Annotated in this window: 19 protein-coding genes; 5 read left to right on the top strand and 14 right to left on the bottom strand. The window is 57.7% G+C overall.

Annotated elements, in window-relative coordinates; all coding sequences use genetic code 11:
- Positions 1 to 9: 9 nt before the first annotated feature.
- From AC0QKW_RS07155 to AC0QKW_RS07120, 8 genes are all read right to left on the bottom strand, one after another.
- Positions 10 to 1,233, bottom strand: coding sequence for a nucleotidyltransferase family protein (locus tag AC0QKW_RS07155; protein WP_473150376.1), 1,224 nt, complete (start codon positions 1,231 to 1,233; stop codon positions 10 to 12).
- 17 nt (positions 1,234 to 1,250) lie between these two features.
- Positions 1,251 to 1,682 carry a hypothetical protein gene (locus AC0QKW_RS07150; RefSeq protein ID WP_473150375.1) on the bottom strand — a complete coding sequence of 144 codons (432 nt, stop codon included), beginning with the start codon at positions 1,680 to 1,682 and terminating at the stop codon, positions 1,251 to 1,253.
- A 60-nt stretch (positions 1,683 to 1,742) separates the two neighbouring features.
- Positions 1,743 to 3,053: a glycosyltransferase family 4 protein gene (locus tag AC0QKW_RS07145; RefSeq protein ID WP_473150374.1), complete on the bottom strand. Its 1,311-nt coding sequence runs from the start codon at positions 3,051 to 3,053 to the stop codon at positions 1,743 to 1,745.
- A gap of 681 nt (positions 3,054 to 3,734) precedes the next feature.
- Complete coding sequence (locus AC0QKW_RS07140) at positions 3,735 to 4,616, bottom strand: hypothetical protein (protein WP_473150373.1); 882 nt, start codon at positions 4,614 to 4,616, stop codon at positions 3,735 to 3,737.
- A gap of 147 nt (positions 4,617 to 4,763) precedes the next feature.
- Positions 4,764 to 6,653, bottom strand: a complete 1,890-nt coding sequence (locus tag AC0QKW_RS07135) for a hypothetical protein (RefSeq protein ID WP_473150372.1) — start codon at positions 6,651 to 6,653, stop codon at positions 4,764 to 4,766.
- A gap of 70 nt (positions 6,654 to 6,723) precedes the next feature.
- A complete protein-coding gene (locus AC0QKW_RS07130) occupies positions 6,724 to 9,033 on the bottom strand; it encodes a GumC family protein (protein WP_473150371.1) in 2,310 nt (769 codons plus the stop codon).
- A gap of 321 nt (positions 9,034 to 9,354) precedes the next feature.
- Positions 9,355 to 10,476 carry an SLBB domain-containing protein gene (locus tag AC0QKW_RS07125; protein ID WP_473150370.1) on the bottom strand — a complete coding sequence of 374 codons (1,122 nt, stop codon included), beginning with the start codon at positions 10,474 to 10,476 and terminating at the stop codon, positions 9,355 to 9,357.
- Positions 10,477 to 10,689: 213 nt separating this feature from the next.
- Positions 10,690 to 11,451 carry a peptidylprolyl isomerase gene (locus AC0QKW_RS07120; RefSeq protein WP_473150369.1) on the bottom strand — a complete coding sequence of 254 codons (762 nt, stop codon included), beginning with the start codon at positions 11,449 to 11,451 and terminating at the stop codon, positions 10,690 to 10,692.
- A 363-nt stretch (positions 11,452 to 11,814) separates the two neighbouring features.
- On the opposite strand from AC0QKW_RS07120, the gene AC0QKW_RS07115 reads away from it, so the two are divergent.
- Entirely contained in the window at positions 11,815 to 12,732 is a 918-nt protein-coding gene (locus AC0QKW_RS07115; protein ID WP_473150368.1) for an isopenicillin N synthase family dioxygenase, read from the top strand.
- A gap of 30 nt (positions 12,733 to 12,762) precedes the next feature.
- Here the strand turns inward: AC0QKW_RS07115 and AC0QKW_RS07110 are convergent, their stop codons facing one another.
- Entirely contained in the window at positions 12,763 to 14,241 is a 1,479-nt protein-coding gene (locus AC0QKW_RS07110) for a site-2 protease family protein (protein WP_473150367.1), read from the bottom strand.
- Positions 14,242 to 14,539: 298 nt separating this feature from the next.
- On the opposite strand from AC0QKW_RS07110, the gene AC0QKW_RS07105 reads away from it, so the two are divergent.
- A complete protein-coding gene (locus AC0QKW_RS07105) occupies positions 14,540 to 15,874 on the top strand; it encodes a pentapeptide repeat-containing protein (protein WP_473150366.1) in 1,335 nt (444 codons plus the stop codon).
- A 132-nt stretch (positions 15,875 to 16,006) separates the two neighbouring features.
- Here the strand turns inward: AC0QKW_RS07105 and AC0QKW_RS07100 are convergent, their stop codons facing one another.
- The 5 genes from AC0QKW_RS07100 to AC0QKW_RS07080 all read right to left on the bottom strand — a co-directional run bounded on the left by AC0QKW_RS07100 (position 16,007) and on the right by AC0QKW_RS07080 (position 19,338).
- Positions 16,007 to 16,654, bottom strand: a complete 648-nt coding sequence (locus AC0QKW_RS07100; protein WP_473150365.1) for a hypothetical protein — start codon at positions 16,652 to 16,654, stop codon at positions 16,007 to 16,009.
- Between the two features lie 126 nt (positions 16,655 to 16,780).
- Positions 16,781 to 17,185, bottom strand: a complete 405-nt coding sequence (locus AC0QKW_RS07095; protein ID WP_473150364.1) for a type II toxin-antitoxin system VapC family toxin — start codon at positions 17,183 to 17,185, stop codon at positions 16,781 to 16,783.
- A gap of 15 nt (positions 17,186 to 17,200) precedes the next feature.
- Positions 17,201 to 17,479 (bottom strand): hypothetical protein, encoded by a 279-nt coding sequence (locus AC0QKW_RS07090; protein ID WP_473150363.1) that lies wholly within the window; start codon positions 17,477 to 17,479, stop codon positions 17,201 to 17,203.
- A 118-nt stretch (positions 17,480 to 17,597) separates the two neighbouring features.
- The gene (locus AC0QKW_RS07085) at positions 17,598 to 18,071 is read right to left on the bottom strand and encodes a hypothetical protein (protein ID WP_473150362.1); all 474 of its coding nucleotides are present in this window, start codon (positions 18,069 to 18,071) and stop codon (positions 17,598 to 17,600) included.
- A gap of 367 nt (positions 18,072 to 18,438) precedes the next feature.
- Positions 18,439 to 19,338, bottom strand: coding sequence for a transglutaminase family protein (locus AC0QKW_RS07080; protein ID WP_473150361.1), 900 nt, complete (start codon positions 19,336 to 19,338; stop codon positions 18,439 to 18,441).
- A 58-nt stretch (positions 19,339 to 19,396) separates the two neighbouring features.
- Here AC0QKW_RS07080 and nrtS point away from each other — a divergent pair, with 58 nt between their 5' ends.
- The 3 genes from nrtS to AC0QKW_RS07065 all read left to right on the top strand — a co-directional run bounded on the left by nrtS (position 19,397) and on the right by AC0QKW_RS07065 (position 20,713).
- Positions 19,397 to 19,621, top strand: a complete 225-nt coding sequence (gene nrtS, locus AC0QKW_RS07075; RefSeq protein WP_473150360.1) for a nitrate/nitrite transporter NrtS — start codon at positions 19,397 to 19,399, stop codon at positions 19,619 to 19,621.
- Between the two features lie 105 nt (positions 19,622 to 19,726).
- Positions 19,727 to 20,239 (top strand): GNAT family N-acetyltransferase, encoded by a 513-nt coding sequence (locus AC0QKW_RS07070; RefSeq protein WP_473150359.1) that lies wholly within the window; start codon positions 19,727 to 19,729, stop codon positions 20,237 to 20,239.
- A 72-nt stretch (positions 20,240 to 20,311) separates the two neighbouring features.
- On the top strand, positions 20,312 to 20,713 hold the full coding sequence (locus AC0QKW_RS07065; RefSeq protein WP_473150358.1) for a hypothetical protein: 402 nt from the start codon (positions 20,312 to 20,314) through the stop codon (positions 20,711 to 20,713).
- The last annotated feature ends 407 nt before the right edge of the window (positions 20,714 to 21,120 follow it).

The following is a 21,120-nucleotide window of genomic DNA, read 5'->3' as shown; positions in this document are numbered from 1 at the left end:
GCTTTTGTCTCACCTGGATATTTGTCGCCAGACTAACCGCACAGGTCGAGTTAGATAATAGATCGGATGCAGCACCATGGGTAGTGGCCATGCCTTATAGTCAGCATATGTGGGGCGAACATGCAGAAATGCTAAGTGGCATAGATACCGAAAGCGAATTTGCCAAGAAAAATTAAAGTCTGGGGTAGCCCGCTCTTTCATTAGCGCCGCCTCATCCTCGGGTTTGGCGGTAATCATGCGGAGACAGGCATCGCGCATGGATTGAGCTTGGGGAGTTTGCAGCGTCACCTCATGGGGATTTGATTCACTACAGGCTTGGTGAAGACTCAGAGATGCTTTCACTGTAGGCCATAAACCCAAAGGCTCAGCAAATTTTTGAATTGCTTCGAGGTCAAAACTAGGGTGCCGTTGCAGCGCATCGAGATCAGCCAGCCAGTGCAGTCGCGACCACTGATGCCGGGAGTGGTGGTAACAAATGTAAGTAAACAGCGTCGAGGTACACATCACCTGGCAACTCACGCTATTAATTTGAAACGTCTCGGCCCTAGCAAAGAGATTGTGACCACTAAAAATATAGCCGTTGCTGTCTAGCAATCGATGTAGCTCAAAGCGGGTGCCTCTAGGGGAGATTAGCGTGACAACGTTGAGGTACCGACAAGCAGCCCTGAGATCCTCAGGGTTTAACCCTTGCGAATAGCGTTCAGCCAAGGGGCCGGGATCTAAGCGATAGCCATGAGTAAGTAACGTTTCAGCCACTTCAAATAAACGATCTGGGGCAATCAGCACGTCAACATCGCGGCACTGACGCAGCCCTACCTCTCCGTAGTAGCGACAAGCGAGGCTCGGCCCCTTAAACAGCAGGTAAGGTATCTCTAAGGGTTGTAGCACCTGCTCTACTAGGCGCTGCTGATCGGCAACCAGCCCCATAATCGCGATCACACGGCGCTGGCAGAAAGGATGCAGAGAGGTCAGCACTGATTCAGGCACAGCCTCACGAGCACTGGTCGTCAAATGGCGATAGACCAGAGGCAAAATAAAGTGGTGATCCGCCAGTTTTGCCAGGGCTGACCAATCCACGATTTCACCACAGAGATGACGTAGCTGCTGAGTTTGGAAAGGGTTAAGCTCTAGCCGAGCACAAGTTAGTAGCAGCTGCAACTCGCGGCTGAGACCACCGTCAGCATCCCATGGTCTTGAACTAGTAATAGCGATAGCTGGAATCGAAGTAGTCATAGGTAGTTGCTAGAGTCTTACCCAATACGCCGAAAGTCTTTGATGCCGTTGAACTGGGTTTGCCGAGCCTGGCGGCGGGTAAACTCGCTAGCCGAGGGGTTGCCCGTCGGCAAAATCACCCCGGTGGCCTGCATCCAGAGCGCCTGGGGAGCCGGGGTGACGACATACTGATTTGTCTCAAGCTTGCGCACGTGGTACCACCGGTTCTCTTGGCAGTGGTCACACCAAAAGGCCTCTAGCCATTCGCCGGTCAGCGGCACCACCCCGGCATAGCCCGCTATGGCCGTAAGGGCGCGCCTGCGACTCAGACCGCGCTGCTGAAGGTGTTCGGCGCTACTGGCGTAGAGGGCGTGCTTTTGGCTGACGCTCTCCATATAGTCATTGTGGAGAGGGCAGTAGATAGCCCGTCGTTTAGAGCGGTTGCGGTTGCGCTGGCGTCGTTCAGTCACGTTGGGTTGGGAGAGTGAAACAACTAGTTTGAAGTTGAGCGTAGAAAATATTTAAAGGGCCTAAGGCCGAGACGAAGCCGTGGGCGGCTTACTCAGATAGGTCGGCTGCCGCTGGGCGGCTGGTACGCAGCGGTCTACCACTTCAAAATATCGCCGGGCGCAGTGATCGGGGGTAAATTTTTTCTCCATGTAGTCTCTGCCTTGGGCACCCATGCGGGCGGCGAGGGTGGGGTTGACTATGAGCTGACGAATAAAGGCAGCTAGGCCTAGCCCATCCCCATTGTCAAAGGCCTGGCCAAAGCCGCCGTCTCGAAGCAGCGATCGCAAGTAAGAGTGAGCTTCGCAGATGGCCGCCACTGGCCGACCCGCCGCCAGACTGCCGTACAGTTTGCTTGGTACCACCAGGCCTTCTACCCCCTCGACCAGGCTAACCAGGCTGAGGTCGCAGGCGGTCAGCGAAAAGGGCAGCGTCTCCTTGGGCTGATAGGGCAAAAACAGACAGTTGGTTAGCCCCTGGGCCTGCACCCAGTCGATGCTGGGCTGACGCTTGGCCCCGGCTCCCACAAAGACAAATTGCACGGGGTCTTGGCGCAGCTCTAGGGCTGCGGCCAAAATGGTGTCGAGGTCGTGGCAGCGCCCCATGTTGCCCGAGTAGAGCACGGTAAACACCTGGTCGAGCCCGTGCTTTTGGGCAAACCAGTTGTCGGCCTTGGGGCGTGGGGCAATCAAATCGGGGTCGGCCCAGTTGTGGATGACGGTGACCTTGGAGGCGACCTCAGGACACTGGGCCAGGATGTGCGGCTCCATGGTTTGACTGAGCACAACGATGCCCTCAGCATGACGCCAGGTGAGCCGGTTGAGCGATCGCCACAGTTTGGCCAGGGCATGGTTTTCAGATACAACCCCCAGGGCGATCGCCACCTCGGGGTAGAGGTCGTACACCACGCACAGGTAGGGCTGTCTGAAGAGCAGATGGAGCAGGTAGGCCAAAATCGGCAGGTAGGGAGGCTCGGTGGTGACCAGCAGCAAATCGCCCCGGCGCGCAGCAGGAATCAGCTTGATCAGCGATCGCAGACAGTAGAGCACACCCCCCACGGCCCGCCCGCGAATGCGCTGGGGCCAGAGGTGAACAGTGCGAGTGCGGCGCACGGTGACCCCATTGATCACTTCCTGGGGGGGCGATGGGGCCAGGGTGCGATCGTAGGCATAGCCCGGCTGCCCCGAAAACACCTGCACTTGTACGCCTTGACGGGTTAATCGCTGCGCCAGCTCAGCCATGAGCTGCCCAGTGGGGGCATAGTCAGGGGGAAAGAACTGCGTCAAAATTGAAAGTTGCAGGGGTTCACTGGAGGCAGAATGCACTAATCTCATCAGAATCTACTCGCAAAAACGCGACGTTTAAACGTTTCTTAAAAAACGTTCTTTAGCCGATCATTCATCAATATTTTGCTCAAAGGCTTTATCCCAAGACAGTCAGCCTACAATCTCCGCCTAAGTAGCAGCTCAAAAGGTCTAACTACTAAATCTAGTGCACTTAGCAGTTAGCCGAATCAGTCTCCGGGATGATGCCTCCTAGCCCCTTCAAAAATTAGGTTCGCCGCAGCATAGATGAGGGTTGGCTCTTGCGAAGTAGCGTAATCTGCTGACAGTGATTTGAAATGATCTATTCATGGTCATAATTCCCATCATGGCACCCAGATGACCGGAAAAGCGAAGCTCATAGGCTGATTTATGTCAGTAAAGTCAGCTCAATCGCTTTAGTTGCGAGGCTGAACTCACCATTAACTGAGCATTTTTAGCTTACGCAAGAGCATACCGTACTTTATTACAGAGTTTGCCAAAACTTTGTAACTTGTTTGGCTGTCTGCTGGGTCTAGATGACTGAGTCTAGCCGCTGAGTAAATACCCGGCAAATGCTTAGGGTGTTAGCTGTCAAACGGTTTTCAATCGATTGTATTTGCTGATACAAATCGTTGCGCTTTACGGTTACTTGAAAGTGTGTTTTGGTTAAAACTACACTTGGCTACAGCGGCCTTAAGACCTCTGCGGCTGTCATAGATCTACGGCAGCTCTGAGCTGCTGAAGCGATCGCCCCAGGGTGACAAAGTCTGAATTTTGGGCTAGAGCTGACAGCGCTGCGGCATCGCTGGTGGCCAAAATGTTGTTGTAGGCTTGAATCGCTGCTTCCATCTGGGTGGCGTTGACGGCAACACCCTCTGGGGTCGAGGGCAATAGCCCACCGGTGGCATTAAACAACGGCACCAGCGATTGCAGATCGACCCCAGCCAGGGCAAAGGTGGTAAACAGATTGACCTGCTGTGGCGAAAGGCCTGAGGCAAAAGCCGCGGTCAGAAAGGCCGCAGCGCTGGAAATTTGACCTCGACTGCCGCTAAGCGGAATTACCACTGGGGTGCCGCCCGTGGGGATGAAAACGGCGCTAGTACTGCCCGGATCGGTAGTGGGCGGCTCGATACCCAAGCTACCCTGCCCACTGGTGAGCAAGCAACTGCGGCCAGTGGTGATGGCAGCGGCGGCTCGAGCGGCCAGCTCACCAATGGTTTCCTCTTCTTCAACGGCCTCATCGATTATCTCTAAGGCCACCGCTAGATTGGGGCTGTCTAGGTCAATGGTGGCCGGGGTGGTGAGCAGGCTGGCTAAGGCTGGATGGTTAGACCGCAGCCCCTGCAAAACGCCGCTGGCCGACTGATTGAGCGACTGCTGCGCCGCCGCGCTGAGCAGCACTTCACCGGTAGTGGCGTTGACGGTGGCGTTGGGGGTGGTCGACTCAATGATGCGCTCTCTACCCAGGGGTGAAGCGCCGAGGGGCAAAATCGACGAACCACTGACGGTGACGCCACTGCTGGCCCCGGTGGGGGCAGAGCCGCTGTGACTAGCTGGGGCCACGGCCATGCCGCCGACCAAGAGAGCTAGCATGAGCCCAGTAAACGATTGCCATCGTCGGCCTGGGGAATTGAGGAGCAGTGGCATAGAGTATGGTGCGGAACGGCTGGATAGGTTATCCATTGATGCTCTCCTTATAGCGGTTGAGATCAGGGTGAGAGGTCGGTGGGCCCAGGCTCGCTAAAAGCGAGGGGCAGAGCTGTAGCCATAGCCAATGCTGATCACCGCCACAGAGCCCGCCTGGGTGTTGTTGCCGATGTCGCCATAGAGCAGATTGAGGCTGAGCGGAATCTGGGATACTGGCACGATGGAGGCACCGACATTGACCCCCACACCACTCCAGGCGGTGTTGATGGAGAACTGTGGGTGCACCTGGAGGCCAACCCCGGCAATCACCCCGACGTCGCTGTTGTCTCCGGCAAAGTTGCCACCGCCTAATCCTAGGGAAGCCGTAATCGGTAAGCGATTGGATGGATGATCGGGCTGAAGCAGTTGAGCAGCAGTGACAATGCCGTAGAGACTCGCTGCCGTAGTGGCGGTATCAGAGCCGTAGCGCAGGGCGTTGGCGACGCCTACGGCGGCGGCCACCTGGGTTTGGTCGCTGGTGTGAACCTCTCGGTGAACCTTGACATCAAAGCTGCCGTTGGCACCAAAGTCGCGGACGCTTAGCAGGTTGTAGGCCAGCTCAACCCCCACCGCCTGACGGGCGTCGCCGAGGCCAAAACCCATGGAAAGACTGCCGTCAGCTTCGGGCCGCAGGCGATCGGCTCCGGCCAGGGAGGCGCTGACAAACACATCTCCCCACTGGGCACCAAAGGCCGAGGGAATACCGGCATTGGGGGCAGGGGCATAGGTGCGGGCTGGGTTGGCGGTGGTCGTCAGCGGGGCAATGCGCAGATCGTTTCGCACGCTCTCTGGCTCAATAGTTGCGGGCGGGGGCGTGGCCGGGGCAGCCTGGGCGGTAGCTCCTGGGGTCATGGCTGGCTGGGCGGTGGGCAGCGCTAGGGCTACATTGGGCGCCTGGGGAGTTGCCCGAAAAACTGTCTTGCCGGGCAAGGTCGGCAACTGGGGCAGGCGGCGGTTTGGGGAGGGTGTTGCGTCTCCTTGGGCTGGTTTGGCGATCGCGCTGTCGTTGTGGGGCGCTAGCAGGCTACTCTGACCGGGCAGTGGCGGTAGCTGGGGGCCTGAGGAGAGCGCCTGTGGCTGGGTTGTCTGGCGGGCGGCGGTGGGACTGGCCTCTAACCCTGAGGCAGAGCGCACATCTCCTAATAGGGCGGCAATGGCTTGCGATCGGGCTCTGAGGGCAGCTACGTCAGCGGCGGCGGGGCGCTGACGGCTAGAGGCGGCAGGCAATGGGGCGGCGGCATGAGTTTCCCCGGTAGGGGTCGCTGCGACCACGGGGAGAGCGGTAGGCTGAGCCTCAGAGCGCATGGCGGCGGGATGAGCCCCGACGGGAGCGGCAGCCAGCGGCTCGGCCACGCTGTCGGTGGGCGGCTGCGCGGCACTGGCGATCGCCGCCCTCGGCTGTTCAGCCGTAACTAGCTCTAGGCCAGAGTCAGAGGGCTCGATGGGATCCGGAACTGCCTCGGCGGCGACGGGAGATGGGGCGATCGCTGGGGGCGTGATGGGGGCGATCGCTTCTACACTGCTTTCTGACTGAGCTGAGACCCCTGTCTCCCCTGGCTTAGATATTTCTATCTCAGGTGCCTGGTAGAGTTTAGAGCTCTCTGCTGACGATGGGGGAGGTGTTGCTGGGGCTGGGGCGATCGCATCACCGTCGGGCTTAGCTGCCGCTGCTATTACCACTTCATCGACGCCAGAAGACCAGACGGGCTGAGGAGCTGGCTCGCCGGCTTGGGGCTCAGCGGTTTCGGGTGCAACGGTCTCGGGGGCAGTGGTTTGGGCTGAGGGGGTGGGGATGACAGTCGGGTGAGGATCAGGGGCCAGGGTCACCGTCCCATCAATTTCTGGATGAGCCGATTCGGGGTTGGCCTGGGCTTCCTGGGCTAGCAGCCCCAGCCCCGCCAGACTTAGCACCCCACCGATACGTAGTGTTAACTTACTGTCCATAACTCTTGCTCCTCACATCCTGGTGGTTGCTGCCGGTCAACTTCTGCTCTGGGCGGTTTGCTGCTTGAACCTAGCTGCTTTTTTTAAGCTCTCGGGCTCGCCGTTTCTGACTGCGATCGCCTTCACCGTAGCCGTAATAGTAATCGTAATTTCCATTTCTGCGACGCTGAGGCACTCCGTTGACAACGACGCCCAGCAGCGGGGCCTGCACTGTATTGCCCAGATCGGTTAGCACCCGCTGAATTTCAGGCCGCAGAGATTTTTGTAGGCGAACCACCAGCAGCAGGCCATCGACGTTGGCGGCGGTCAGCTTGGCATCGATCATGCCTGCCAAGGGTGGAGTGTCAAAGATAACCAGATCGAAGTGGTTGCGAAACTGTTCGGTCACCTGCTGCATTTTGCGGGACGACAGCAGTCGCCCTGGGGCCGGTGGCCGGGTGCCTGCCGAGAGCAAATGTAGGTTCGAGTTGCCCGGTATCTCGCGCACCATGTCAAGAGAAGGCTCGGCCGCTTGGGTGATCAGATCGCTGAGGCCTTCTAGGTTGGGCAGACCAAAGAGCAGATGCTGGGTGGGTTTGCGCAGATCTCCGTCGACTAGTAGGACGCGGCGGCCCATGTTGGCGGCGGCGATGGCCAGGTGGGCACACATGGTCGACTTGCCCTCTCCCGGTTCAGACGAAGTCAGGGCCACCACCTGCAAGGGAGTGTCAGAGCTGAGCAGCCGCAGGTTGGCATCGAGGGAGTAAAAGGCTTCGGCAAAGCTAAAGGAGCTGTAGAGCCGATCGGCGTTTTCTGGCGCGGTGACCATGTCGCTCACTGTCATAGATAGATTTGGATCCATGAGCAGTGGCTGACTGTTTAGACTGGGGGCGTTGGGCACCAGGGCCAGGTTAGGCAGCTGGGTGATTTGAGCCAGCTCTTCGGCACTGTGAAAAGCCTGATCCATGCGATCGCGCAGCAGAGCCGCCGTACCTCCTAGCAATAAACTCACCACAGTACTGAACAGCAGTTGGCGGGGTAGGTTGCTGACGCGAAAAATAGTGGCCTGGTCTAAAGGTGAAATCAGCTCCCAGGGTGACACCTGCTGCGCCATCTGAAGGCGCATATCTTGACGGCTAACTAGCAGCTGGTTGAGGCTACTTTCGGCCACCGACAACTCGCGGGTAATCTGCTGGTACAAGCGAGCTAGATCCGCCAGATCCTGAATCTCCGATTGCAGCTGCTGAACGGCCAGATCAATCGCTTGATCTTGGGTTTGCATGACCTGGATCTGGTTGGCGGTATCGATGAGCTGCTGCATCAGACCCAGGCTCACAGAGCCCTCATAGCCCAGCGTATCGGTGTCTACCGCGGCCCCGACTAGCCGCTCAGCCTCGGCATTGAGCAACGGCAGGAGCTGCTGTCGTCGATCGTCTAGCGCTTCGATCATTGGCGTATCGCCTTGAAATCGGGCCGACTCAGTGGCAATGGTCTGATCGAGCTGCCGCAGCTCCTCCAGCAGAGCCTGGTAGTTGGGCGACTGGTTCAGGTTGGCCACCCGAATGGCCGTATCGGGATCTAGACCCACCTGGGATTGCAGATTGTCGTACAGCGAGCCCATCGACGCCAGCTCTACCTGTAGGGCCTCCTGATTGGCCAGCATGGCGTTGACGCGTTGGGTGACGCTCTCGCTGCTGGCATTGACGTTAACCAGGTCATATTCCTTTTGAAACTGGCTGAGATTGTCTTCAATCTCAGCCACCTCCTGCCATTTCTCCTGAATCTGCTCATCTAAAAAAGTCAGCCCTCGCCGCAGTTCTCCCTGGCGATCGTCGACGCTGTAGGCAATAAACCCTTCTACCACCTGGGCGAGCACGAAGGCTGCGACCTCTGGGTCAGCGTCGCTGTAGCTGACCCGCAGTACCTTAGAGTCACCATCTTGGGCAATGCCAAGCCGACTCAATAACTTTCTGTAGGTGATCTCGGGGTAGCGCTGTTGAATATTGGCCGTGATGGGTTCTAGCACCGTAGGACTACGCAGTACCCGAATTTGGCTCGTGTAGTCTAGCGTAGAATTTCCTGCCCTAGACCCTTCTAGGACAGTACCTAATCCGATGGGGGCAACCGCCGTAACTGGCTCTACGAGCAGATCGGCGCTGCCGCGATAGACCGAGGGCTGGTTGAGATGTCGGTAGGTTAAGCCACCCAGGGACAGAGCTGCAACGCCCAAAAATACACCCAGACGCCGCTTCAGTATATTCGCCAGCTGGGCCAGGTCAAAGTCGTCGCTTTGGGCCTCTACAACGGATGGCGGGGGCATGGGTATATAGCTATTTGAGGTACGGCCATAGCCGTTGCCGTTGCCGTTGCTGCTGGTGAGGGAAGAGTTGGAGGAGGGCATGAAGATTATCGTGGGGGCGTTAGTCTAGAGCAGACTCAGCAATGACTACCTACCGCAGGTAAGCCAATGCTTTGTCTCGGGTGTTGCTAGAGCTACTGCATGAAATTGGCAGAAACAATAGGCTCTAACCTAGGTGAGTCATCTGAGCGCCTTTTGGAAAACTGTGTAAAGCCTTTAACCTCTGCTTTGGGTACCGATCCCCAGGAGTCAACCAAGTTATAGCGTAAAACAATTAAAAAACCGAAGTAGATTTTGCAAAAATACCTGAAAAGGAAGTTGATTTGACCTGGGTTGCATAGTCAAGTTTTGCGTCGTATTTTCTCAAAAGCCAAAGAGGCGAAAGATGGCGGTGAGAGCCGTCAGAGGGCTGAGGATGAGGCCGAGGGTGTCGCCAGCGGTAGCCACCCGATTGCGATCGACCATGACGACATCGTTGGGTCGAAGAATGGGGTTGGTGGTTTCGTTGGCGGAGGCGGACAGATCTACCGCTATGGTGCGCTGCTCGACGCTGCCGTTGGCGTTTAGCCTGACCAGCTCTACAGTGGCAGCTTGGGCACGGCTGTTTTGAAAGCCACCGGCGGCTAAGATCGCCTGGTTTAGGGTAGCGTTGGCCGGTAGGGTGACGGTGCCGGGCTGAGACACTTCGCCCACCACCTGTACGGGCATGTCGATGGGCGAGAAGTTGGCGCTGGAGATAGACACCGACTCTTCAGGAGAGATGGCCACAGCTTGGGGCACAAAAATAGTGTCACCGTCTCGCAGGCGCACATCTTGGTTGATGTCACCCGTGCGGATCAGATCCCACAGGTTGGTGTTGAGTACGGCCTCGCCCTGGCGCTGGGGGCGGCGTACCTGTACCTCCTTGATATTGGCCTGTTGGGTAATGCCTCCAGCCGTCTGAATCACCTGGGTGAGGCTGGGCCACTGCCGCCCGCCGCCGCCGTCGCTAGTCTCTAGGTCAATGATGTAGGTGCCGGGACGGTTGACCTCTCCGGCCACAACCACGCGCACAGGGCGGGCCGAGAGCAGGGTGACAGTGAGTCGAGGCGGGCGGGCGAGCATCTGGGCATAGCTGGCGGTGAGGGCGGTTTGGGCTTCGGCTAGGGTGCGGCCCTGAACATCGACCACCCCAGCCAGAGGCAGGGCCAGGGTGCCGTCTAGCAGCACCTCGTGGACACCGTTTTCGGCACCGCTAAATTCTGGAATGTTGAAGATGTCGATGCGGATGCGATCGCCTGGTCCCAGCACGTAGGACTCAGGAAAGCTGGCCCTGGGATTGGCGATCGCAGCAGGTACAGGCTGCTCTCTGGGCGGGGGGGCATCTAGCTCAGCGGCGGGGGCCAGGGGCAGCGTGTCTGTCTGAGCCATGGCCCGGTCGAGGCTGAGCGGGGCGATCGCCAGTAGAGCCCCAGCCCCCCAGGCCAGTGGGTAAATGTAGTGCATCACTGATCTCCTCAGGCGGGCAAGCCATTTCATCGTATAGACACCGCCAGAACGGTTAGGACATTCTACGTATTCTTCGCCTGCTCGTGCAGCTCTGACGGTCGGTCGTTGCGCTGTTTGAGGGCTCAACTATGGCTAAGGTCGGTGTCCTAGGCGCGTAACCATCGCTAATGTTTAAGCTCAAACGTCTCAAAACGCAACTGCTGAGCAAGGTTACTCCATCGCCGCCAGATTGGCTTGCAGCGTCACCTTAACCTGTTCTACCAGCCATGTGTTAAATAACTCATCCAGCAGGCGCTGGCGGGTCGGCTCATCAAATCGGGCTGGAAAAAACTTCTCTAGGCGAACCATGACAAACCACTCCCCCAGGCGGGTGGGGGGCCAGAGCTGTCCCGGCTGGCTGGTGGCGAGAATGCGGGCCAGGGCCGGATGGGGCACCGATAGCTCGACGGGGCCAATCAGCCCGCCGGTTTGGGCCTCTTGACCTTCAGAGTACTGACGAGCGAGATCGGCAAAAGGTTGCCCGTCGTCTTCAACGCGAAAGTACAGCTCCTGGGCCAGCCCCGCATCCTGAGTGCGAATCAGGGAGTAGAGCACCCGATCGAGGCTAGCCTTGCGTTCAAGAAAGTGAGACTCGACCTGGTTGCCCCAGGTGTCGAGCTTGTACTGCTGTATTTTTTGGTGCCGCTCGGCCAGGGTGGGGAGGTCTGCCTCCCCTAGCCCCCTCTGGGTGAGGAATGCCTGGCACTGCTCGGGGGTAGCGATATTGTGGGCCTGCAAAAATCGATCTACCGCTGCCGCCGCATCCTCAGGACTAAGGGCGATCGGGGCGATCGCCCCGTCGATCACCAGCTCTTTGAGCAGAGCGGGTAGCATACCGTAGGCCCGCAGCCGGGGCACCAGGTCAGCGGTAGCGATCGCCCGATCGCCCACCTGGAGAGCTAGGGCAACGTCTTGGCTAAGGGAGTTAGTCACAGCGGGTACGTTCTCGGCAAAACTAAACCAAATCTAGAGTCCAGCAGTGGTCTTCTACCCGTGGCCTTATACCCAACCCGAGTCCCATAACCCCGATTCCCAAAAGGTCGAACCGTAGGGGCAAACGGTTGTTTGCCCTGCTGAATCGGGGGTAGCCATGGAGGATTTAGGATTAGTATTGCTGACCACAACGGGAAACATCAATTGCCTAGCCAACCTTATCGCATTATGGCCAGGGCTTTGGGGTGACCCAGGGCCGCCAGCGAAGATTGCCAACGGGCTCAATAACCCGCTAACCCTAACCTCAGCTGACCAGGCTGCTACAATCCACCCAATCTCTGTTTTTTGTCCTTAGGTAGCGCCATGACTCGGCCCATCATTCCCGTGGTGTCCTACGCCGATCTGATCGGTGAGCCAGTGGCTCAACAGCGTGCGATCGCCGCCCTCGGTCAGGCCCTCGAAACCGTCGGCTTTCTGATTCTTGAACAGCACCCCGTAGCCCCCGAGGTGGTGCGGCGCGCCTACCAGGTGGCCGGTGATTTTTTTGCCCTGCCGAGCGCCGCCAAGGCCGCCTACGCCCAACGGCGTGGGGAAGGCGGCTTTTCAAACTTTGGCAGTGAGCAGGCCAAGGGCTACACCCTGCCCGACCTGAAAGAGTTTTGGCACGTCAACCGCCACAGCTTGGTCGGCTCTGAGCCGCTCTGGCCCCAGGAGGTGCCCTCCTTTCGCCCCGTGATGACTCGACTGTACCAACAGCTCATGGCCTGTGCTGAGGCACTACTCGAAGCCTGTGCCCTCTACTTGGAGCAACCTCGGGACTGGCTGGCGTCTCTGGCTACCGGCGGCAACACGGTGCTGCGCCTGGCTCACTATCCAGCCCTGGAGACCAGCCCGCCCCCTGGCAGTCTGCGCGCCGCCCCCCACGAAGACATCAATTTGATCACTCTGCTCTGCGAAGCCACCGCCCCAGGGCTAGAGATTTTGGTGCAGGGGCAGTGGTTGCCTGTACAAACCAACCCCGGCCAGATCGTCGTCGATACCGGCGATATGCTGCAAAACCTCACCAATGGGCTGTTTAAAAGCACCACTCACCGCGTTGTCAACCCCCGCAGCGGTAGCCAAGCCCGCCTATCGATGCCGTTTTTTGTGCACCCCCGCTCTGAGATTGACCTTTCGCCAGTGGCTAGCCTGGTCGATCGCACCGGCGGCGTGCCTCAGTTTCCAGCAATTACCGCTGAGGCTTATCTGGCCCAGCGGCTGAGAGAGATTCAGGTGGCGTAGGGGTGCACAGCATCCGGTAGGGGCGCACAGCTACGCCCCAATCCCCAACCGACCGGCCAAGCTCGGCGTTAGCGGCAGCAGCACCGTCAGAGCCAAAAATAGAGCCAGCAGCCCCAGGGCGGCGCGGGCGTCATTGGGCTCTGAAATATCGTTGAGACAGGGGCGCTCTAGGGTGCGCTGCAAAATTACGATTACGCCCGCCCAGTAGAGCGCCAGGGGGTTAGCCAGCGCCACCAGCGCCAGCACCACCAGGGTAAAGATCGTGGTGCGGTTGACGGTTTTGCGACCGTAGATCGCCTGCACCATGCGGCCCCCGTCGAGCTGACCAGCGGGCATTAGGTTAAGAGCCGTAATCACCAGGCCCAACCAGCCCATGAGGGTAAGGGGGTGAATATCGACTAAAGGCTCTTGCAGGGCATTGCCCAGCACCACCCGCGCCAGAGCCCCAATCAGCACCGACCCCTGAAAGAACCCGGAGGGAATCTGGAAGGCGCTGCCAGGGTGCGACAGCAGCAGCCCACCCACCAGCATACCCAGGGAAACAATGCCCCCGGCGGCGGGGCCAGCCAGGGCGATGTCGAACAGCACGCTGCGGTTGGGCAGCAGCGACTCAAACCGGGTGAGGCTGCCAAAGGCCCCAATCTGCCAGGCGGGAATGAAAAAGGGGGGGCTGAGGCGGATGCCGTAGCGGCGGGCGGCGACCCAGTGGCCCAACTCGTGGCCAATGAGAATCACCAGGAGGGCAATGAGAAAGGGCAGGGCGGCCCGCCAGCGAGAGCCGTCTTGCAGCAGATCAAACCCCTGGAGAATCGCCCCGGCCTCTAGCCCGGTAAAGGTGGTGGCGATCGCCAGTACCCCCGCCAGCGCCCACTGGGCTGGCGTCGTTTTGACTGGGTCGGCCGTGGCGGGTAGCACCACAACCGTGGGTCTTTGCTCCAGGTTTTCGACCAGAAATAGGCGGTAGCGATCGCCCGTTCTCTCCTTTAGCAAGGCGGCCAGTTTGAGCTGAGTTTCGGCGGGCTCGCCGCGCAGGTTGCCGCGAAAGATTGCCCCCTGATCGTAGGGAATAGTCTCGGTGCGAAAGTAGGTGTCGAGGCCAAAAATACCCTCAATCTGCGCTAGATCCTCAGCCGGAATGGTGAGCACCGTCGAGCTAGCCCCAGGGGCTGGCATGGGCTGATCGGTGGTTTGAGCACCCTCGCTATCTCCCGTTGAGGCTACGGGCAAAGGTGTTAGGCGCTGGGTCGAGAGCGCATCTTGCCCTAACGCCCGCAGTCGCCGCCCCAGGTAGATATACAGCCCCGTTGACACCAGCAACAGCAGCAACACGCCGGCCAGGTTGATGTAAACGCCCAGGGCAAACAGCCCAAAAAATAGCAGCCAGGGAGCCATCAGCACCACAGACTGGAGCCAGGCCAAAAGCCCCACATTGCCGTAGGGCAGGGCACGGCGATAGCCCCAGACTAAAATCGCGATCGCCGCCAGCAAAATCAACCCAGTAATTACCATAGTGCCGCTGTCTCCGCCCTCCTCAAGACATCCTACCGAAGCCAAATCCCAGTCCAGAGGTGGAGTTTTACCTGAGGGAAAAACGACAAAATCCTAAGCTGGACTGGGATTTAGCCCGTTATAAAGAGCAAAATCTCCCTCAGTCTACCGTCGATGGGCGAGCCGAGACCAGCGACTGGCCCCCTGGCTCCTGCAAATGTCGGCTGTTGCTGGGCGGAGATGCTTAAATAAAGCCAGGCTCGCCGCCCGGTGTGGCCTCGGCCCCAGGGGCTACCCTCACCGACTGCCGTTGTGCGCTATGACTTCTCTGCCCCCCGACCCGACCCAGCTAACCAGCCCCGACAGTCCTACCCCTGACGTTCCTACCCCTGATGTTCTTGACCCTGACGGTTCTACCTTAGACAGTGGCGTCACTCCCGCCCCGGTGGCTCTCAAGGTGCCAACGAGCCTGCCCGCAGCGGCGGCACCAGCCCCGCAGCGGCTAGATCTTGACCCCTCTGACCCTGCCAATATGCCATCCCTGATGGTCGACCCGGCGATCGCCTCGGCCAGCGCGGTGACCATTGTGGCCGTGGCGGTGATTGGCCTCGGGCTGGTCACCGGCAGCTTTTGGCTTACCTTAGCAGGTTCGCTGGTGGCCACCGTAGTGTCTATTCGCCTGATGTGGCCCTTTTTTCAGGAGGTGCTGGGGGAGCTGTCGCCCCGTCAGCAGTCGCTGCTGATCGCCATTCCTGGCGTACTGGTGGGTTTAGTGGGGCTGATGAGCATTACCGGCATCACCCGCGCCATTTTGCTCTGGAGTCTCGACCTGCGGTGGGATATTCTCGGTGCCCTGGGCGATTTTATGGGGGCGATCGGGCAGATTTTTATCGCCTTTTTGGCCCTGTTTGTGGCCTGGCGACAGTACGTGATTTCTCGCGATTTGACCAAACAGCAAAACCTCATCACCCAGCAGCAGACCATCGACGCCTTCTTTCAGGGTATTTCAGAGCTGGTGCTCGATGACGAAGGTCTGCTCGAAGACTGGCCCCAGGAACGGATTATTGCCGAAGCCCGCACCGCCGCTATTTTGGGCAGCGTTGATGCCGGGGGCAAGGCCAAGGTGATTCGCTTTTTGTCGCGCTCTAAGCTGCTCACCCCCCTGCGTCGCGATAGCCGTCTGGGCCGCCCCATTCTCGACGGTCGGGGCGGCTACGAAGAAGACCTGCCCCAGGGCACGCGGGTGATCGATCTGGGGGCCATGCTGGCCGCCGCCGACCTGTCGGGTACTGATCTGCGCTGGGCCGACCTCAGCGAAACCAACCTGATTCGCGCCGATCTGCGCCGAGCCGACCTGGTGCGCACCAACTTTGCCCGCGCCATTCTCTACCAGGCCAACCTCTCCGGGGCCGACCTGATGGAGGCTCGCCTCTTCTACGGTGATGGCGAAACCGCCACCCCCCGCACTCGCACCGGCACCCCTGACTACACCACCGGAGCAAACACGGGGGCTGTCGTAGAAGGGGCTAACTTTAGCGGCGTTTATCGTTTGTCTGAAGAGCAGCGCCGCTACATCTGTGCCTGGGGTGGCGAAGGCACCCGCGCCACGGTGCCGGGGGGCTGCGGCGATGTGCCCAATTTGCTAGGGCGGTAGGGCTGTTTTAGGCCAGCTTTGGCTGGGGTGCAGGGGGCGATCGCTGCTATGGCTGCCCTGCTTCCATTAACGATTCAGCAATGGGAGCGATCGCCCAAGTCCACGATTAAGTTTTCCTCGGCGCGCTGTCGGCTATCTCAAATCCCATTCCTTGAGCTTCTTCGCAGCTGTACCAAACGGGCCGATCTGGTAAACAGCCCCGCCCAAGAGCGAGAATGTGAACGGCTCAAACGGTTCGGTGAGCATTTTGTCGAGGTAGTCCTTAGGCGCAACGCCGGTCGTTACGTGAGGGCTAAAGTGTTCGCCAGTGTGCTTTGGCACAAAGGTCGAAACGTAGTCGATCAGGGCTGTGTCGAGCGCGGGGTCGTCGTGATTGGCGGTAAATGCCTCCATGGCTCCGGTCTCCACCGTGAACGGGGCGACAGCGGTAGCGATTTTCTGTTGTAGTTTGAGCAGGTCGGTTGTTGACTGAGCGACGATGCCTGCCAGGCCCACCCCGCCACCCGGCACGTAGTAGTACTTGAAGGCTTCCAACGTCATGCCGGTTACGTCGGCATCGGCAAAGACCGTTCCAGCCGCAGCATAGACCTTGTCAAGATCCTCAGTGCGGGCGAAACACTGAATCAGGGTGATTTGGGGACGGTGCGCCTCATCGAGGGCAAAGCCCTGGGGGAAAGCCTCAAGCAATCGGGTGTTGTTGGCTTGGGCGTAGCGCAGCATTGTGGCGTCCGGCTCCAACAGTATGTCAATGGCCGTGACGGGGGTCTGCGAAGTATTCATTAGCGGCACTCTCCACTACAAAATCTTTCAGACTCAAATGAAGGCGGCATAACGGTGAAGTTGTGCCGCGGCAGATAACCCCCAACTCTCACCGATAACCCCTGCGCCGTCCGCACCAACGCAGTGTTAGCTAGCTGGCGGTAATAGTCTAATAAATCCCTCCTGCTCAAAATGGCGATCTGTCGTCAATCCATCGGTTATCCCTCGCTGGCGCATAAGGATAAAGCTCACCGCATCGCACAAGGAATATCCCTTGTCCTGTCGAGCAAGCAAAAGCTGCATGGCCTCTCGGTGCAGTTGCTCATCAACCCAAACTGTTTCGATATCTGGGTTATCAACCAAGTCAACTACAAACTCTAAAACCTTAGCCCGAGGAAAGCGGCGAACCAGGGCAAGGGCCACCAACTCAGCCAGAACATGGCTGTGAGTCAAAAGCCCACTGGTTGAATCATTGACAAGTTGAACAGCTTTTTCATGCTGCGGCTCATCGCGATGTAAGTAGCACAGCAAGCCAGATGTATCTAAAAGCACAAAAGCACTCCGCTGCTAGTACTCATCGGCATAGGCTTTGGCAAGGTCTGCGTCAATTGCTTCGTTGTCTATACCTGTTGCGTACCCTAAGCTGATTGCCCCTGCATGACTTTTAAACTTCTGCCGTGCCTGCTCTTGCTGCTCTGAAGACAGTGCCACTTTGCTAGCTACGGCCCCCTGCCTGCTGAGAATGGTGACTATCCACTCTGTTATGGAGATACCTACAGCACTAGCCTTACGCTGTAGGTCGGCGTAGACTTCATCACTGATTTCTAGAGTCAACTGCTGGCTCATAGGTGGATTCCAGGCAACTTGAGCGACACAGCGCTATTATAACCTCCCGCAAAAGATGCCCGAATTGCCAACTTGGCAGGATGCATCTTCAGCACCTCTAAAATTGCAATTGGCATTTTTACCGGATCAGATCAGGACCAACCGTACTCAAGTAACTGTGGAAAACCTGTTGAGCAGTTTTATGATCACCCTCTGAAGTCATGTCGCACAGCCACCAAATAGGACTGCTTTGATAACATCTGGGTTGATCGGTAGCAATTAATCGACCAAGATGCTCACAATTCCAGCCAGGTAGGGTATACCCCCAATCTGCAAAAACACTAAGAGCGTGCTTAAGCCGATTAATGGTTTGATCTGGTGGAAAGGCAAGATGATCAATGCTAATAACAAACCTTGCCTTATCCCGCTCAAAAGGGCACAAACCCTGCCCTGTATCAAAAATATGAGTATCAGACAAGCCAATCCCGTAATGCCAGAACGGATCAGGTGGATTTTGCCAATTCAGCCGCCGCCCATATCGACCGCTTGAAGGATCAACTAGAAAGTCAATAGCTTCTATGGTTTTTTCGATTTGATTGGGAGATAGCGGCATAAATTAGAAAAACTACGATTTGGAAGTCAAAAATCTTGATGCGAATCTAACATTCAAACCCTGGCTAGGAATTCTGAGCTACACATTCAATCTGAAAAATCACAAAGGTACACACTCTCGACACATACAAGTAGTCCTTTGGTTCCTGCCACAACCGGGGCTTACGCTAGCTAACAACTTATTAGACCGAGCTAGTCTGTATCGTAGATAGGCGGCGGATAATCTGCATGATAGTGCTGTCAAGGATAGCTGGGCAGCGAGATCCGCATATCTTCCATTTCCTTTGCTATTGGCTCAACCAACCATTTCAAAAGGCATTGAGGACAATTCAGTTCCATTCCTCCCCAGGGTGGTTGGTGAGCTGCCCCTACTCAAACTCGGGCGTAGCCCCCAGCTTGCGCACCGCCACCGATACCTCCATGCCCAGGTAGTCACCCGCCTCGCCGAACCACGATCCTGCGAGGGGAATGGCCTGGCCGGGGTGACGGGCGATCGCCACCGCGATCAAATCAAACCCTTCGGTAATGCGGTTGGTGGGGTCGTATACCAGCCACCCCGCCCCCGGCAGGTACACTTGCAGCCAGGCGTGGGTGGCCCCAGAGCCGGTCATGCCCACGTCGCCGCCGTCGAGGGCCGAGTCGTAGAGGTAGCCTGACACAAACCGGCAGGCTAGCCCCAGCCGCCGCAGGGTTTCCATCATCAGCCAGGCGTAGTCGCGGCAGGTGCCCGATTTCAGCCGCAGGGTTTCGCCAGGGGCTTGGGTGCCTTCTTCTTCGCGCGATCGGTAGGTGAAGGTATCGCGAATGGTATTCATAATGCGCGCCAGCAGGGCGCTGGTGGCATCTTGGTCACCAGCGACAAAGCCCTTGGCCCAGGCCGCCACCGACCCATCGGGGTCTTCGGCATGGGGGCGCAGGTACACCGCCAAATCTGTCCATTCGTCTGGGGTGTACTGCACCGGCACTTCCTCTGCCCTGGGGTCAAGGGGAAAGTTGTCGATGCCCTGGGTGCCAAAGTGTTCACCGCGAAACCGGCAGGTAATGGCCAATTCCTGGGCTGGTTCGAGCACGTCGATCACCGCTACGTTGTTGGAGAGGGTATCGCTGACCCAGTGCACTTTGGCTGGTACGTTGATATCGAGAGAGTAGCCCAGCAGCCGCCCGCTGTAGTTGCCTCGGGGCAAAAACATGGCCCGGTGGGGGCCAAAGGTTACCGGCTTAGCGTAGCGGTAGGTGGTAACGTGCTCAACTTCATAGATGACGGACATGGCGGCAGGCCTAGAATGGGGCTTTGTCCTTTTTACTATGGTTTTGCAGTAACGCACTATGACGGCAATCAAGGGCTACTTGACTGCACTGGTAACACCGCACCTGGCAGGGCGAGCGGTGCGGGTGGCGTTGGTGATTGGCACACTGCTGTTTGTGATTAACCATGGAGCAGCGGTGCGATCGGGCACCATGACCCAGGCGCGGTGGATTTCTGCGGGGCTGACCTATTTGGTGCCTTACGCCGTCAGCATTCATGGGCAGTGCATGGGGCGATCGGATTAATGCGCAGACGGTTTTGCCTCAACCCATGGCAACTGACAACGCTGACCTCTAAACCAGTGATGAACGTCTGAAAAGGCTATTTTGCAAGATTTTTAACCCGTAACCATGGACGTACGTTTTCTCAGCTCTCAGGATATTGCGGCCTACCGCGATCTGCGCCTGCAAGCCTTGAGGGAGTCACCAACGGCTTTTGTCTCTAGCTACGAGCAGGAAGCGCAGTTTTCGCTGAGCGATTTTGCCGCCCGGCTGCGCCCCAATGGCGATTCTGCTAGCGGCATTTTTGGTGCTTTTGGCGATCGCAACCACCTCTCAGGTATGCTCGGTTTTTCGCGGGAAACCCGGCTGAAGCGACGGCACATTGCTACGCTCTGGAGCCTGTATGTGTTGCCCGAATTTCGGGGGCAAGGGGTGGGTGCTAGGCTGCTCGATGGTGCGATCGCCCACGCCCGACAGCTCGATGGCTTGCAGCAGCTCACGCTCAGTGTGACGGCGGGCAATGTGGCGGCGGGTGCCCTCTACCGATCGCGCGGGTTTGAGCCGTTTGGCCTGGCGCGAGAGGCCACCTGCATCGATGGCAATTATTTTGATGAGGAATATCTTGCACTACATTTGTGTTGATGGGTTTCTGATGCCTAAATGCATTAGCACTAAAAGACTTTTTTGGGATAACGAGATATTTGGGACGCGCCTATGACTGCTGCAAAAATCACCAAACTGCTGAAAAAGGCCTTGCTTGAAGAGGGTGATATGGCCCAGGCTCTGTATGAGCATGAGCTAAAAGAACACATTGACTATTGGCATAAGGAGCTTAAACGCGATCGCGAGGATGTTGTTTTTGTAGTGACAGAGAACAACGGCGATGTGGCGATGGTGTTAATTACCCGCGATAAAACGGTGTATGTCAATGAAGATGCCAGAGCAGAGCTAAGGGCAATTTGGCAGACGCACTATGCGAGCAATCTAGAGATGCTGCTTCCAAGCATGGTTAAAGAGCTGGTGAATGACGCTTTTGCAGTCACTGGGGTCAAGATTGTCGATACTAGCAAGCCGAAAAGGGCCAAAAAGGCATGGGGATTTGGCCAGAAATCGTAGCAGAATAATGCCCTTAAGCCTACGTCTTGTGAGGATGGCTTTTTGGCGAGCCTGATGGAGAAGTTCTCGATCCAGAATTTGCTGCGATCGCCAACCATATGCTCTGAGTCATAAGTGTAGCCCCACAGGCGGGCGGGGATGTTTTGCCAGCAGGCGAATCGTTGAGGTAGATGTCGGGGTGTCGGCCCCAAAAAGCTCCTGCTAGGTTGGGCACTGCCCACCGTCAACTAAAGTGACAACTGTAAACATAGGCTAAAAGAACAGAACAGCCCGTTAGTCTAAGCCACCATAGACGTTAACCTTAGGCAGTCTCAGTAGATCGAAAACTCATGATGCCGTAGGTAGATAGACAGCCCGAGCGAGCGGAAAGTGTCGTTCAACGACCTGACGGATGAAGGAGAGCATGG

The organism is Pseudanabaena sp. PCC 9330 (assembly GCF_055795045.1).
Note: the sequence above shows the minus strand (reverse complement) of the source record. Positions and strands in the feature narration are given on the sequence as shown.